Source organism: Candidatus Minimicrobia sp. QA0096 (genome assembly GCF_963967315.1).
Taxonomy (GTDB): domain Bacteria; phylum Patescibacteriota; class Saccharimonadia; order Saccharimonadales; family Saccharimonadaceae; genus Nanosynbacter.
In genome coordinates this window covers 656,546-672,553 of sequence record NZ_OZ017288.1, presented here as the reverse complement: position 1 = coordinate 672,553, position 16,008 = coordinate 656,546, and the positions used below count along the sequence as shown (strand labels likewise).

General features: G+C 43.9%; 16 protein-coding genes. All 16 read right to left on the bottom strand.

The window, feature by feature from the left end; all coding sequences use genetic code 11:
• Positions 1–4 precede the first annotated feature (4 nt).
• Positions 5–883 carry a ParB/RepB/Spo0J family partition protein gene (locus AACH20_RS03590; protein ID WP_338504228.1) on the bottom strand — a complete coding sequence of 293 codons (879 nt, stop codon included), beginning with the start codon at positions 881–883 and terminating at the stop codon, positions 5–7.
• Complete coding sequence (locus AACH20_RS03585) at positions 880–1,644, bottom strand: ParA family protein (protein ID WP_129632346.1); 765 nt, start codon at positions 1,642–1,644, stop codon at positions 880–882. Before AACH20_RS03585 ends, AACH20_RS03590 begins: the two co-directional genes overlap by 4 nt.
• Before the next feature lie 95 nt (positions 1,645–1,739).
• Positions 1,740–2,045, bottom strand: coding sequence for a 50S ribosomal protein L21 (rplU, locus tag AACH20_RS03580; protein WP_129632343.1), 306 nt, complete (start codon positions 2,043–2,045; stop codon positions 1,740–1,742).
• A 69-nt stretch (positions 2,046–2,114) separates the two neighbouring features.
• Positions 2,115–2,942: a sugar phosphate nucleotidyltransferase gene (locus tag AACH20_RS03575; RefSeq protein WP_338504225.1), complete on the bottom strand. Its 828-nt coding sequence runs from the start codon at positions 2,940–2,942 to the stop codon at positions 2,115–2,117.
• 46 nt (positions 2,943–2,988) lie between these two features.
• Complete coding sequence (locus tag AACH20_RS03570; protein ID WP_338504223.1) at positions 2,989–3,204, bottom strand: hypothetical protein; 216 nt, start codon at positions 3,202–3,204, stop codon at positions 2,989–2,991.
• An 85-nt stretch (positions 3,205–3,289) separates the two neighbouring features.
• Entirely contained in the window at positions 3,290–6,199 is a 2,910-nt protein-coding gene (gene ileS / locus AACH20_RS03565; protein WP_338504221.1) for an isoleucine--tRNA ligase, read from the bottom strand.
• Positions 6,200–6,502: 303 nt separating this feature from the next.
• Positions 6,503–7,189, bottom strand: a complete 687-nt coding sequence (locus AACH20_RS03560) for a LiaI-LiaF-like domain-containing protein (RefSeq protein ID WP_338504219.1) — start codon at positions 7,187–7,189, stop codon at positions 6,503–6,505.
• A gap of 28 nt (positions 7,190–7,217) precedes the next feature.
• Positions 7,218–8,207, bottom strand: coding sequence for a WxL protein peptidoglycan domain-containing protein (locus tag AACH20_RS03555; protein ID WP_338504217.1), 990 nt, complete (start codon positions 8,205–8,207; stop codon positions 7,218–7,220).
• 100 nt (positions 8,208–8,307) lie between these two features.
• On the bottom strand, positions 8,308–8,952 hold the full coding sequence (locus tag AACH20_RS03550; RefSeq protein ID WP_338504215.1) for a hypothetical protein: 645 nt from the start codon (positions 8,950–8,952) through the stop codon (positions 8,308–8,310).
• Positions 8,953–9,002: 50 nt separating this feature from the next.
• Positions 9,003–9,710: an LPXTG cell wall anchor domain-containing protein gene (locus AACH20_RS03545; protein ID WP_338504213.1), complete on the bottom strand. Its 708-nt coding sequence runs from the start codon at positions 9,708–9,710 to the stop codon at positions 9,003–9,005.
• Positions 9,711–9,718: 8 nt separating this feature from the next.
• Positions 9,719–12,139 (bottom strand): RCC1 domain-containing protein, encoded by a 2,421-nt coding sequence (locus AACH20_RS03540; RefSeq protein WP_338504210.1) that lies wholly within the window; start codon positions 12,137–12,139, stop codon positions 9,719–9,721.
• An 82-nt stretch (positions 12,140–12,221) separates the two neighbouring features.
• On the bottom strand, positions 12,222–12,830 hold the full coding sequence (locus tag AACH20_RS03535; RefSeq protein WP_338504208.1) for a vitamin K epoxide reductase family protein: 609 nt from the start codon (positions 12,828–12,830) through the stop codon (positions 12,222–12,224).
• Complete coding sequence (locus tag AACH20_RS03530; protein WP_338504205.1) at positions 12,823–13,080, bottom strand: hypothetical protein; 258 nt, start codon at positions 13,078–13,080, stop codon at positions 12,823–12,825. Before AACH20_RS03530 ends, AACH20_RS03535 begins: the two co-directional genes overlap by 8 nt.
• The gene (nrdR, locus tag AACH20_RS03525) at positions 13,080–13,535 is read right to left on the bottom strand and encodes a transcriptional regulator NrdR (protein WP_129632309.1); all 456 of its coding nucleotides are present in this window, start codon (positions 13,533–13,535) and stop codon (positions 13,080–13,082) included. The genes AACH20_RS03530 and nrdR overlap by 1 nt, the downstream gene beginning before the upstream one ends.
• A 5-nt stretch (positions 13,536–13,540) precedes the next feature.
• Positions 13,541–14,734 (bottom strand): cell division protein FtsZ, encoded by a 1,194-nt coding sequence (gene ftsZ / locus AACH20_RS03520; protein WP_338504201.1) that lies wholly within the window; start codon positions 14,732–14,734, stop codon positions 13,541–13,543.
• Positions 14,735–14,771: 37 nt separating this feature from the next.
• On the bottom strand, positions 14,772–15,998 hold the full coding sequence (gene ftsA, locus AACH20_RS03515; RefSeq protein WP_338504199.1) for a cell division protein FtsA: 1,227 nt from the start codon (positions 15,996–15,998) through the stop codon (positions 14,772–14,774).
• Between the last annotated feature and the right edge of the window lie 10 nt (positions 15,999–16,008).

The window sequence follows — 16,008 nt, the reverse complement described above, 5'->3', positions numbered from 1 at the left end:
AAAATTATTTTTCGAGTAATTCTCTTATTCGCTCGAATTCAAGATTGTCCTTAAACTTGATACTGATTTGACCAGCGCCACGACCATTCGTCCGGATCTTTACTCCCGTACCAAACCTTTTAGAAAGACTCTCAATAGCGTCTGCATGCGGCATATCTGCTGGGCGTCGTTTATTCTCGATTGGACTAGCCTTCGCCTGCTTCCATAAAGTAACAACCTGCTCGATCCGTCGCGCAGACCACTCCTCGCGAATAGCTCGCTCCATAATATCTTCCGCGGCGTCATCAGGCAAACCGATTAGAGGCCTTGCCTGCCCTTCATTTAATCGCCCCTCAAACAACGCCTGCTGCACAGACTTCGGTAGCTTCAGCAACCTCAACGTATTACTGACCGCACTTATAGATTTGCCGCCCAAACGCTTGCCAATTTCCTCTAGCGTCATATTGAATTGGTCGCGTAATTTTTGATAAGCAGTCGCCGTTTCGAGCGCATTCAAATCATGTCGCTGCAAGTTTTCAATCAAAGAAATCTCCAGGCGATTTTGATCGCTCATACTCCTGATGATACACGGCACCTCTGCTAAATTCGCCCTATTCGCCGCACGCCAACGTCGCTCGCCCGCCACTATCAGATATTTATCGCCTTTTGGCGTCACAACAATCGGCTGAACCACACCATGCTCGCGCACCGATTCCGTCAACTCATTCAAAGCATTTTCATCAAAAAAGCGACGCGGCTGATCAGGGTCTGGGACAACTTGGTCAATAGCTATATCTCTCAAATGAGAAACTTTCACATCCTGTTGTGCTGTCGGATCAAACGTTTCATCGATCAAATTGGTTGGAATCAATGACCCAAAACCTCTACCTAAACCTTTTTTCATCGTTCCACCCTCTCTATAATTTCTTTCGTTAGTGCCTTATAAGCCCGAGAACCTTTTGAAAAACGATCATACGCCCCAACTGGCGCACCATGGCTAGGAGCCTCAGCCAAGCGAATGTTTCTCGGAATGCTATTCTTGAAAATCTTATCTGGAAAATACTTTTTAACCTCAGCATGAACCTGCCCAGATAACGTAGTCCTGGAGTCCATCATCGTCAATAAAACACCCAATAATTCCAGAGGCGGATTAAGCCCCTTCTTTATCAATTTCATACTTTCCAAAAGCTGCCCCAATCCTTCCAATGCGTAAAATTCTGCCTGAACTGGAAGCAATACGTAATTAGCGGCAATCATACCGTTGACTGTCAACAAGCTCAAGCTCGGCGGGCTATCAATAATAATATAATCGTAATCCGTCGCCTTTTGTAAAGCTTCTCGCAAACGAACAAATCTTCCCTGCGCCTGCGCCAATTCTACTTCCGTATTCGCCAAATGAGGTGTAGCTGGAGCGATTGATAAGTTTTTATATTCCGTCGGCAATATGATATTCGCTAGGTCAATTTGCCGCATAATCACCTCTGATATTGTTGCGCCCAAATTCTGCTTATCTATCCCAAGTCCGCTAGTGGCATTGCCCTGCGGATCAAAATCCACCAACAATGTTTTCTTGCCAGCTTTTGCCAAAAAATATGCTACGTTAATTGACGTCGTTGTTTTGCCGACGCCACCTTTTTGATTTGTCACCGCAATGATTTTTGTCATTCGTTCCCCTTTTTACCTGCCTTAATTATAGCATGAGCAGAACATAAATAACAGACATCAAAAAAACCGCTTCCTTTGCGAAAGCGGCTCTTAGACTATTTGATTGACGTAATTTCAATCTTCGTGTACTTCTGGCGATGACCAGTTTCTTTGTGCACACGCTTCTTACTCTTGTAGCGGATAACACGAAGCTTATCGCCCTTAACTTCCGCTTCTACGACCTTAGCCTTAACGCTAGAGCCTTTTACAGTTGGCGTACCAACCTTGATTTTATCACCATCAATCACCAAAAGTGCGTCGAGAGTGAGTTCTTTTGTGCCTTCAGGGAGGAGATCCACCAAGAGGGACTCTTTTTCACTGACAAGATATTGTTTGCCAGAGATTTTTACGACTGCTTTCATTTCGTTCCTTAATTATTATGAATTAACTCTAACAATTCTATCAAAAATTAGCAATAAAATCAAGTACAGTTAACAATTAACGTTTTTCGCCATAACGTTATTCGCCTTCAACCAACCACTCGGTGAGCCGCATTCCATATATTCGCCCTTAGCCTCACCAACAGCAATCACGCCGCCGCCATCGATATACGCATTAATCGCGTCCGTTAGCTCAAACTCGCCTCTCTTAGGGTTCGCTGGCAAGGTTCGCGCCAACTCAAAAATCTCTTTGTTCAGAACGTAAAAACTTGAATTGCTGAGGTTGCTTGGAGCTTCTTCCAGTTTCGGCTTTTCAATTATTCGCACAAAATTGCCCTGATCGTCAGTTTCAATAATTCCTGTTTGCGGAATAAACTCCTCTTCGACAGGATTTCCCAATAGCCCAGCCGACAATCCACGCGATTCCACCAACTCCGCCAAATCAGCCGCATTTGAGCCGCCGTCGTCACGCCAAAAGAATTGATCGCCCATAATCACAAAGGCCGATTCGCCCTGTTCAATAAATTCACTCGCCAGACCAACTGGAATGCTTGTGCCGTAACCACCAGTTCCCGGTTGGGTTAAAAAATGTATTCGGACGTCGCGAAGTGGCGCCACCAGAGGTAATTTATCTTCTTTTCCTGCACGGCGCAGATAATCGTTTAATTGAATATTTGATCGATAATAGCTCTGCACTTGAGTGCTTTGTTCACCAACCACGAAGTAAATATCCTTAACGCCAGCGCGCACAACGTCTTGCACGATATAATCAATCACCGGCCTCGTACCGACCGGCAGCATACATTTTTCAATAGATTTGGTAATCGGCAACATTCGCGTGCCCCAGCCCGCAACCGGAATAATAGCTTTAGTAATCATAGAACCTCCTGCATTTTCAGCTCTTTGTGAGAGTAATTATACATCATCAATCGTCAAAGCTATCATCCGCACGAGACCAAAACTTGCGGATATCCTCTATATCGTCGGCATCCAGACGAATCGCCTGCGGCTCCCGCTGTTCTTTAATAATTTCTTCAGCAAGTCCGTCTGCCAGCGGATCGATTGGCGAAAACCCTATTTTACTACCAAATAATTTGTTGAATAAATTTTGCATAACTTTTTTATTTTTATCAATTAACAATTATATATTAGCATAAGTATGGTTAAAAGTCAATAGAATATCCTCCCCATGAAGAGGAGGGTATTCTCATTTCACTTACTGGCCTTTAAGCTTCTTTCAGGGAAATTTCTACCAATTTACCCTCGATTTTGGCATCATATTTTTCTGATTCATCGACCACAGAGTTCAATTCCACAGCAAGAGTCTCAGATTTAATGACATCGGCGAAAGCATCAATAGCTTGAGATATTTCAGAATCGTCACTGAAAATACTCAATATAATTCGATCATCTATCTGTAGACCAGCCTGCTTGCGTGCGCTTTGAACGTGGCGAACGATTTCACGCATCAAACCTTCGCGCTTTAGTTCAGGAGTGATTGTTAAGTCATAAACAACGCTCGGTTGCGCCGACTCAGACTCTGAATCTGTAACAATTTCAACCGATTTCACGTTCAATTCATCTTTAGCAATATCGATCAAGAACTGCGCAACTTCCGCTGGCGTATCCTGAGAAATAGTGTTGATAAGCTTCACAGACGCCAACGGCTGACGCACCTTAATTCCCTCCGATGCGCGCTTCGACAAGCCATCATTCACCGCAGTACGCAGTGCATTCATGTCGCGTAGCATTGAATTATCTATTTCACCAGCTGGCAACCAATCTTTAAGATGAATCGACTCGTTATCGCCCGTCAAATTATGATACAATTCTTCCGCTAAGAATGGCGTAAACGGCGCTAGCATATAACTGAGTCGCACCAAAATATAATGGAGCGTGCGGTAAGCGTCATTTTTATCACTGTCATCTTCAGATTTCCAGAAGCGGCGGCGGCTGCGTCGGACATACCAGTTACTTGCGTCGTCTAAGAACGGCAAGATCGGCTTGGTTGCGTCCTGTAGATTGTAATTATTAAGACCTCGCTCAACCTCTGCTATCAATTGATGCAGCCTCGACACAATCCAAATATCCAACGGATTTGTTAAATCATGAAGCGGATCTGACAAATCGCTATTAAACTCCCAGCCGTCAACTTCAGCATACATCGTGAAGAAATCGTACATATTCCAGATCATACCAAGCTTACGCGCTACATCCATCACGTCCTTATCCGCCAAGGCAAAGTTTTCGCCATTTGTTAGCGGACTTGAAAGCATCAAGAATCGGAAACTGTCGGCCGAAGTCTTATTCATAAGTTCCATCGGATCGGTATAATTTTTTAGCTTCTTGCTCATTTTTTTACCGTCGGCGGCATTGATAAATCCAGTACAAATCAAATTCTTCCATGGAGATTTACCAAACAAAGCCACGTTTACCGCCGTTAAGCTATAAAACCAGCCACGAGTTTGATCAATCGCTTCAATGATGAAATCGGCAGGAAAACTTGCTTCAAATTTTTCCTTGTTCTCAAATGGATAATGGAACTGAGCAAACGGCATCGAGCCAGACTCAAACCAACAGTCCAAAACCTTACCAATATGATGCATTTCTGCGCCGTCGCACTCAAACGTAACGTCCATAACTTGCGGCAAGTGATAATCGTCCAACTTGCGGCCCGTAACTTCTTCAAATTCCGCAAAGCTACCAATCACCTTCACCACTTCCGTGCCGTCATTTTTCACGCCCTTCCACACTGGAATTGGTGTTGCCCAGTAACGATCGCGGCTCAAATTCCAATCCGGCGCCTGCTCGATGATGTTATGGAATCGTCCAGTCCTCAGATTGTCTGGCGTCCAGCTTGTCTGCTCGTTCGCCTCCAACATTTCCTTTTTCTGACTCTGAATATCCATAAACCAACTTGGGTGAGCACGGTACATCAATTTCGTGCCGCATCGATGGCAATGTGGATATTCGTGGCGAATATATTCAATTTTCAGCGCCCGACCTTCTTCCAATAAAGTCTTCGCTATCTCTTTATTTACTTCCCAAATATTGCGACCCAGCCACCTGCCTTCTGTGTAATTTCCATCACCGTCAACCAACGATAGCACTGGAACGTCATTTTTTCGGCACAATTCATAATCGTCCTCACCGTAAGCTGGCGCAATATGAACAATTCCCGTACCATCATCAGTCGTCACGAAATCGGCGTGAAGAATCTTATGCGCAACCGGCCCACGATTTTCGAACAAAGGCTCAAATCGCTTTCCTACCAATTCGGAGCCCTTAATCGTCTTAACAATCGAATGTTCCAGCGGCTGGTGTTTTTCATCCGTCATAACTTTCTCAACACGGTCGCTTGCAACGTAAAACTTTTTATCGCCGTACGCTACCAAAGAATAATCGACATCCTGATTCACCGCCAAAACCATATTTGCCGGCAAAGTCCACGGCGTTGTCGTCCACGCAAGCAAATACTCATCTTCATCCTCCAGCTTAAAGTAAACAAACAAGCTCGGATCAGTGTCTATTTGATAGCTATTTTCCATAGCCACTTCACTCTTAGAGATTGGTGTCGCATCCTTCGTACAATAGACCAAAATCTTTTCGCCTTCGTAGATTTTGCCTTCTTCGTAAAGTCTCTTGAATGCCCACCAAACAGATTCCATGTAATTATTATCCATGGTTTTATAAGCGCCCTTAAACTCGACCCAACGTCCAATTCGCTCAATCGTGTCTTCCCACTCGGTGCCAGTTCGCACCATAGCCGCTCGACATTCCTTGACATAGTCTGAAACGCTAATTTTCGTGCCAATCTCTTTTTTGTTAGAAATGCCTAGCGTTTTTTCGACGTAAACCTCTGCTGGTAGTCCGTGACAATCCCAACCCCAACGGCGCTCAACTCGCTGACCTTTCATCGTGTGAAATCGTCCCATCGTATCCTTCACCGTGCTAACCAACAAATGTCCGTGGTGTGGCGTTCCCGTCAAAAACGGAGGACCGTCATAAAAAACCCAAGAATTATCGGCAGGACGCTGCGCGACCGACTTGTTAAATGTATCATCCTCTTTCCATCGCCGCACCCAATATTTCTCATATTCCGCAGCCCGACGACGTGTTCCATGTTTGAATTTCATTATATTGCCTCCTTTATTTTTTAGATCTTCGACAATTATTTTCAATTAAAAATCACCTCTTTTGACTTCGAGAATCCGCTCAGGTGTTTTGTGCGGACGGTACCATCTCGATTCCAAAAGAAGTGATTCTTTCAGCTCTTTATTTGCTATTTACGCAAGCTCACGGCAGGTTCTAATCTCGACTTTGTGCCGATTTCTTCCCGCAGACTTCACGGCTGATAACCGCTCATTTCACGCCAATTCAACATACGCGAAAACGCCCTACTGCTATTGTAGCGCGTTTTCATTAAAATCCCAAGAACTTTATTTAATTTCCAGACCGCCTAAAATACACTCACCCTTCAGGCATAGAGTCTTTTTGGCAGAATCTTTAGGTAGAGTTTTATCATCAGTTCCGCCCAAAAATCCGCGCACTTCGTTCTCGATAATTACATCGTCTGGCAAAGTAATATTAACGCCACCGCAAAATGTAAAAATTTCAATTACAGAACCGTCTTTAATCTTTGCTTGACGCAAATCCAAATCCACGCCACCAAATATCGCAACCAACGAACCGCCAGTATAATCACCCTTTACAGCGTCTTCTTCGCCCCAAAAACAAGCAATTTTCTCATTACCTGCGCCGTCTTTATCCAACTTTTTAGAACGCTTAACACCCTTAGGGCTAGTATTAAACATCATTGCCAAACCAGCAGCAATCAAAACTACAGGCCAGAATACCTTCCAGATACTAACATCAACTATTCCGTAGGAATTTAAGCCAATCAGAACGCCAATAGCGACTAGTAATAATCCCCAAATCCACGCCGTTTTATTTCGATAATTGAATATATTCACCAGCCCAGACAATACAAATCCTGCAGCCCAAACCGTACCCCAGAAAATATCCCAGCTAATGTTGATAATATCGAGGTTCTTCAATAGCAAAACCCCGCCGAGCGCCACGACTACAATGCTCAAAAACGCTCTAATCAAAGAACTTTTCTTCATACATCTATTCTATCACTTTTTTATAAACTCAACGTTTTTTAAATTGAACAGTTTTTTTGTTCCGTTTTGATTTTATTACAATTATCACTATCAAGATAATGAACAAAAGTATTCCACCGCCAATCATCATTAGCGCTGTAGTTGATGGCCAGAAGAACAATTCTTTTGATTCGGCGGTTTTGGTGATTAGCTCATTTTTGTCCTGGCTAATCCCCCACTCGCCAGCCTTCTTTTTATAGGAAATCGACAACTCTACCTTATATTTTCCGCCCCAAAACGGCGCCAAATTACTATCATAATTAAACTGCCGCGTTTCATTCGCAATCGTTGCATTCACACCACCGTTTTTATAGACAACATTCCCCATCGGGTCTTTCACGACCAGCTTTACGTCAACATCAGCCGACACATTGCCAGAGTTTTTTAAGGCAATTTCATACAATTGACTACTGTTAGAATTCTTAATATTAAACTTCTCAATCGTCACGTCACGGTGAATATCGCCAGGAACGGTTATCGCCATACGGATAGCCTGACGAGTCTGGACTTGAATGCCACCAGCATTATTTGACGCCTGATTAGCCTTCCGCTGAACAACCATGCATGCATTATGCTCGCCAACATCTGCTTTGCTTGGAACATTTACCGTAAAATCAACAAGCGTGTTCTCATTCGCGCCAAGAGTCACCTCTTTTTTAGAGACAGAAACCCATTTGCCCGCACCAACTTTATCCTCCGACTTCTCTTTGCAAGTCATATCACCAGTCGTCGTAACCGTGCCGTCAACCGAATAAACTTCAATCGTTTCTTCTTTATCAGACCCGTTTTGAACATACAATTGGTCAGATTTCGAAGCGCCACCAGAAAGATTATATATGAAAATTGAGCTTGTCCTGGGATTATTCGGATCAGGATTTGCTGGTCGACCACCAATACCATTAGCAGACACCGACACAGGTAGAATCAACCCTGCAATCATCGCCGCTCCAATAGCCTTACTCCACAATAAATTCTTCATATTCCTCCTTAAAAACCCATTATGCTTATTATATCAATGTCACACATAAAAGAATAGACACTCATCAGAATGTCTATTCTCGTTTAACAATTTAAGTCCGCTAAAGAGCCGTAATCGTTTGAACCATTGGCAATACGTATGTACCTGCTGCCTGACCAGCTGGGATGGTTTGGGCTAATGAGGTATTAGTTATATATCCAGCCCATACTTTACTAGCAGTCGCTGAAGCGCTCATTAGTGTTACGGGGCTAGTACCAGAAAAGGTCGTAGAAGTACCCTTGGTAATACCTGCAGCTGCACCAATTACAGGAGTTACCGTACCGCCAGCTGGATTAACTGTTAGGCGACCTTCGTTAATGGTTCCATTGTATTTATACTGTTTTCCACCGCCTGCAGACCAAACACCAGTTCCTGGAATCGCTACGTTTAGTGTCAACGTCCAGCCATTATCTGCGGCACCTGGGTTTTCGGCATAAATTCGATTGTCGTTATTCCCAAAAACACCAGTTCCCGATCCTAATGAAGATGACACTGTCGTAGCGCCCATAGCGAATGTTGGATTATTAACTAAGGAATTCGTTGAATCACGGATATCAGTACTCAAAACTCCAGGATTAATTGTCTGAGAGAGTTTAGAGTTAGCAGTAGTTGCGGCATTAGCTACAGAAGAGTTTGTCATATTATACAATCCCAATAGACCAACTACGCCTACGCTCGCAACGATCAACAACGTTAACTTTTTCATTTTTTCTCCTTACTTAATTTATTACATTATAACTTATTATGCTTATTTTTTCATTCATCCCTCTTTTTCTGTTTTTTAACAATAAATAACATAATGAACGCCGCAACAATTACACCAATACCAGCAGCCATAATCATCCATAAATTAATTCCCGTATTAGCCAAAGCCTTACTTATCTCTTTAACAATCTTTGGAATAACAATAACATCTTCAATGGTCTTTTCCACGGTCTTTTTCGGAGTAGTAAATGAAAAATCAGCAAACCGCACTACTTCTGGAGATGTTGCATTAGCCTTAAGTTTAGCTGTAACACGACCGTTATGGGTGTATTCTGGAGTTGACGGTATAAAATTGTCGCCTGGATGATTATTCTGCCAATTTGAAAAATCCAGCATCCATATATTTCCCTTAACTTTAAGCTCACGATTACGCCCTAAAACAAAAGTTCGACCACCAAACTCAACCTTCAAATCGTGCTGACCTGTAGCGGGATTAACCACCGTATGGACCGCATCATAAACGCCATATACCAACAGGTCTTTCCCATTTACCAAATCAAACTTAGAGAATTTTGACGGAAAAATCGGACAAATTGACTCATTCATCTGGCTACCTGTTTCCAGAGAATCGCGAGCGCAATCAGTAATCACTTGTGACAAATTAGAATTAGCCGACGAATCTGCAAAAGCCGAATAAGGACTACTCAGAGCGATTAGTAATGTTATGACGATGAATAATTTTTTTACTCTATTTTTCATACTCAACCCTATTGCGCTGTTACTGTTAATGTCATTGGCAATTCATAAGCTCCTGGTTTTTGATATGCCGGAATAGTCTGGTTTAATCGAACGTTCTGTAGCAAAAATGCGCACCCCAATTGACCAGTTGACCCGCTGCTACTCATCAATGTAACGCCGTTAGCCGTAGCAGTCCCTACCTTAAATTGAGAATCAACGCCCTTTGATATTCCTGATATTTGGCAAGTTGACCCGCTCAATGAACTACCCGAAGCTAAGACGGATGATGTGCCAAAATTGACAGACAGAAATCCCTGATCGCCATTAGTGCCGTTGAACATATACGATTCTGTGCCAGCAGTTCGCTTCCATTTGGCGGTCGCGCCGTCAGATGCCGACAACACAACACTCCACCCAGAGATGGTCTGTGTATTCGTAACTTCAATTTGCTTCGAGCTTGAGTTGGACAAGAGAGCGCTGGTGGCTACACTGCTGCTACTCATCATGGAATTATCAAACCTCGTACCAGTATCTGCAATTGTAGCGCCAGCATTATCCCTAAAACGAATATCTAACGACCCAGGAGCGGTCTTAAATTCTGGATACATTGTGTAGCTATCAATACTAGATCCAGGAGCGGCAGTTGTGTCAGTTGCTACGCGGACACAATAATTTTCGTTCCTATCAAGCCCTTTATCGACAAGCGCCAAATCCCACACACCCACTTCGCCAGCAGATATTTTTTGCACATTCGTGAACGTTCCAGCCACTCCGCTTTTTCTCACCAGACTTTGAGGTCGAGAAGCGATAGCTCCTGACGGCAATTCTGGATCAGTCGAGTTACTATTGATATTAGTGCCGTCAGCAGGACCACCCACAGAATAAGCAAGTTTTGATACTCCGGTCACGACTTGCCAATCTGAACTACTTACAGCCGAACAAGTTGCCGCGCTACCCTTTTTTGCGTATTCGACACGCAGCTTCATTGATGAAGATTCAACGGCTCCTCCTGGAGGCGCAATTAGCGTAGGGCGCGTGACAGGACTATTACTCGACTGGCCATTCCCTACCTGCCCCTTGTTATTATTACCCCAACAATACATCTCGCCCGTACGTAAAGCGCATAAAAAGTCTTTACCTAAATACATGGAAGTTTCACCAGAACTCGTAAATGGAACATTCACTTTTACGGGAGAGGGCAAAAATCCTGTGGCAGTTCCACTGCCCATTTGACCCTTAGAGTTATCACCCCAACAATAAATTTCGCCAGTGTTTAATACCATACACGTAAATTCGCCGCCAGCGTAAACATTTTTAATAGTCTTCCCTCCAGAAAGAATGCTACTTCCAAAAGAAGCTCTTGAAGCAGTATTTCTATAGCCAGATGCTGTGTTACCCAACTGACCATTGTGATTTCTTCCCCAACAATACACTTCTTGACCGCCAGAAATAACAGCACAGGCATGCGAATCGCCAGCAGATATTGACTCAACTTTTTTCCCATTAAAACCTTTGACTTTAGTGGGATATTGAGTTCTACCAGCAACACTCCCTACTCCAGTCCTTCCTGTAGCATTATACCCCCAGCAGAATGCTGTACCTTCGACCGTCGAAGCGCACGTGAATCTATCCCCTGACACAACCTGCTTAACCGATTCCGTTCCAAAGTTATTCATATTAACCGCTGCTGGCGTGTATGAAGCTAGGAATACGTCACGACCTAATTCTCCATTTATGCCTCTACCCCAACAGTGCAATTTTCCCTCCGAGTTAAGCGAACAAGTATGCTCATTACCCGCGGCAATCTGAGAGATGACTGTAGTCGTGGTCTCTCTAACTGGATATGGAGCGTTGCGCTGAATTATGCCACCATTTCCTAGTCTTCCAACTGCACCAGAGCCCCAACAATAGTCTTTATTGTCAGAAGTAATTACGCAAGTGTGATAATAACCAGTAGTAATCTGTTTTATAGTCTTACCGTTAAGCACGTCTTGTGTATATACAGGCACTGGGGTTGTTGATGAGGTGGTTGAATTAGTACCAAGAGCTCCATACTGACCATTACCCCAACAATAAGCACTATCATCCGACATAATGGCGCAGCTATGTTCATACCCGCTTCCGTATTCAGCTAATTTTTTAAAATATGCACTCTTATTTTGCAGACCAACTCTCAGTCGAAAATCGGCACCGACTTTTGGTAACGTGGCAGCGATGTTGGTATTTGCAAGCGGACTGCCTGGATTAACACCATTGGAAGATTCGTATAATCGATAAGAAACTTGCCCCACTTCAATCTGCTTGCCACTACTAGGAATAGTCGCACGACTTTGCTGAGAATTCAAAAACATAAACCCTAAGGCTACACTAACGACAATAAAACTGCCAAGGGCAAAAAATCTCTTGGCTTTACGGTCTTTTATTATTGATAGCGGTCTATTATGTTTCATAGTGGTGGTATAAATTGAACATAAATATACATCATAAATATACCATAAGCACTTTAAATAAAGCAAGCAAATAAGCACACAGTTATAACAATTGACTGCCGAATTTGGCGATTATCGCGACAATTACCGCGACGACCAGCGACACCACGACAAGCACATCATATCCGCCGCCAACAATCTTCTGCATATATCGACAAGAAATATTTTTCTGTAGAACATTATAACGCGTCAAACCGAACATAATCATCAGCATTCCAAGATCCAAGGTCAAGCACCACGGACAAAGCACGCCAATTTCAATATAGCTCATATAAAACATCCAAATAGCAAATATCATTCCAATAATAGCACCAGCCTGCGCTGCCTGCATAAACCACTTCGGAAACTTTGCTCCCGCCAACAACGCCACTGCAATTGTTACCATAACAGGCAGGGTCATCACGCCGATGAAACTATTTGGAAATCCTAAAATAGCCGCCGACCAATGATTCGCCACCGCCGAACAGCTCAGAGCCGAGCTAAAATCGCAACTTAATACAGCATGAGAATTTTTTGCTAATTCTAAAGCTTCAATAGATAATACAAATGACGCCAATAACCCTAATCCACTACCGAGAAGCATTATAAACGCCGCCAAATTTTGCTTTTTCAAGTCTTCGTGAAATATCCAGTTTTTGATTTTATTAAACATAAAAACTCACTTCGCTAATTGTTGGTAATGGTAATCCGCGCCAAAGGTTTTGCAGTTGACCGCTGTCGCTCAACGCGATAATTGTTGGATACTCCACAATGTCATACACTTCGCAAAAATTATTACCTTCTGCAGAATCAGGACTCATTTCCTCTAAAACCCGACCAGTTTGTCGACTAAAATCACGCAAAAAGTCTGCAACTTGGCGCTCATAATCGCTTTCCGAACGATAAATCACAACTACTCGCATTACAATTCCCGCTCGCCCTTACTGCGTCGCTTCGCTAAAATCTCCACAAAATCATCCAACGTCTTAAACTCGTAAAAAACGCTAGCAAAACGAACATACGCCACTTCGTTGCGTTTTTCTAATTCATCCAAAACTTGATCGCCAATCTGTTTTGACGTAACTTCCGATTCGCCCAGCGCGTATAAAGAGTCTTCAACCGCCGTAATGATATTATCAACTTCTTCGTCAGACTTAAAGAATTTTCCGACCGAACGGCGTGTCGAATTCGCCAATTTCACTCGGTCAAACAGCTCACGATCACCATTTTTCTTTATCACCGCCAGGTTTGGTTTTTCAACTCGCTCATACGTAGTAAATCGCTTGCCATCTGGAGTTTCTCTGCGACGTCGAATTGCGGCACCATCAGAAACTTCGCGTGATTCAATAACGCGACTATTGCCGATATTAAACACCATTTCATCTACTCCTTGTTCTTCTTTCGTCGCCTCAGAAATGCCGGCGTATCATCCTCATCATCGTCAGCTTCAACGGTTGGATTTTCCCAAATATTAGTCTCTGGCTCAGCCGCAAAACTTTCGGCAGATTCTTCCTTATCCAACTCTAGGTCAATATTTTTAACCATTTCGTCATCAACTTCTGTTTCGGCAGGTTTCGCGTCGTCGCCTACAGTCAAGCTAACTTCCTGCTGGCGGAATGTATCGCTATCAAATCCTGTCGCAATCACCGTAATAACCAGCTCGTCTTCCATTTCCGGCTTCAAAGTCGCACCAAAAATAATGTTGGCGTTCGGACTAACAGCACTAGTAATAATTTCTGCGGCTTCCTGAATTTCCGCCATACTCATGTCGTAGCCGCCAGTTACGTTGAATAGCACACCCTTGGCGCCATCAATCGACACCTCAATTAGCGGACTTTCAATAGCTTGTTGCGCCGCCTGAACCGCTCGGTCATCACCGCTCGCTCGCCCAATTCCCATCAAAGCTGAACCGGCATTACTCATAATCGCCTTAACATCGGCAAAGTCAAGGTTAATCAAACCATGCTCAGTAATCAGTTCAGAAATACCTTGAACGCCCTGCCTTAAAACATCATCAGCAATCTTAAATGTTTCTAGTAGCGGCGTTCGGCGATCAATAGTTTGCAACAATCTGTCATTTGGAATAGTAATCAAGGTATCAACCTCGCGTCCCAAGTGAGAAATCGCCCAATCCGCGTTAACTCGACGCTTTTCACCCTCAAAGCTAAACGGTCGAGTTGCCACGCCAACTACCAAAATACCAAGCTCGCGCGCCACTTCTGCCACGACATAACCAGCACCAGAACCAGTTCCGCCACCAGCACCAATTGTTACAAACACCATGTCCGCGCCTTCTAGTGCTTCCCTGATTTCGTCACGAGATTCATTAGCTGCGGCCTCACCAACAGTAGGGTCGGCACCAGCACCCAAACCATTAGTTGCATCACGGCCAAGATGAATTTTTACGTCAGCCTTCGAATTATGCAACGCCTGAGCGTCCGTATTCATAGCAATGAACTGAACGCCAGTCAGACCAGCGTCTTTCATTCGGTTAATAGCTGAACCACCAGCGCCGCCGACACCGACGACTTTTATGCTGGCAAATGTTTGAACTTCACTTGGTTGTATTTGCGGCATATATTCCCTCTCTTAATCCTTACATAAAGTATATCATTTATTTAAATCTAGCGAAAATATTTTTGAGTAAACCGCCAGCTTTTTTAGTGACATCATTTGCGCCAACTATCGGTTTTATCTGCTGCGAAATACCCATAGAGTCGATCAACATCAGACCAACCGCAGCTGAAAACTCCGCGCCTTTCACTTCATCGCTAACTCCGCTATAGCCAGCCGGAACACCCAAGCGTGCCGCCACACTCAATTGATCTTTCGTGAACTCCACCATACCTTTTACTTTCGCCGCACCACCAACCAGCACAACGCCGCTCGGTAGCTTTCCTAATCGTCCAGCTCGCTTCAGCTCTTTAGCAATTGCTTCAAAGATCTCTTCATAGCGCGCCTGAACAATCTCATCAATTTCCTCTTGATTGAACTTATATGTCTGCTTTTCAACCTTCGTTTCGACTTCGCCCAGAGCCTCGCCGCCAAATCGAGCATGTGCCAATTTCACAACTTCCGCAATTTCCGGATCCGTCCTAAGTCCAATAGCCAAATCGTTCGTTACATTCTGACCACCCATTGGAATAACCGCCAGATGTTGCAAATCGCCCTCTTCGTAAATGGCAATTCCTGTAGTTGCCGCACCAAAATCAATCACCGCAACGCCATTTTCACGCTGACTTTCCGTAAGAACGGATTGAGCTGCCGCCAAAACCGACGGAACAACAGACACAGCCTCAACCTTAGCCATTTCCGCCGACTTCTGTAAATTAGTAATGTGTGGAACCAAACCAGACACGACATTCGCCCTAATTTCCAGACGCGCGCCAGTCATACCAATTGGATCTTTAATATTATCCTGACCATCCAGCCTATACGCGTGCGCAATAATATCCAAAATTTCTCTATTCTGCGGCACTTTTCCAGTTGTAGCAACTTCCTCCAGCCTTAATGTATCATCATGAGTGACCTCATTATTAACGGTTCCAACGGTAATCATTCCGTCGGCTTTTGTACTCAATAAATGAGATCCGTTAATACTCAATGTGGCTGCGTTAATCTGATGACCGCTCATTCGCTCGGCTGGCTCCAGGGCCTTATCAATAGCCTCAGCTGGACCGCTCAAATTCGTTACAGTCCCCTTTCGCATTCCGCTATTCGGCGCTTCGCCGACGCCAACAATTTTTGGCGCACCATTTTCTGCGTCAATATAACCAACGACACAGCGCACATTTTTCGTGCCAATATCAATTCCTACCACATATCGAGATTGCTCCTGCATAAGCTCTATT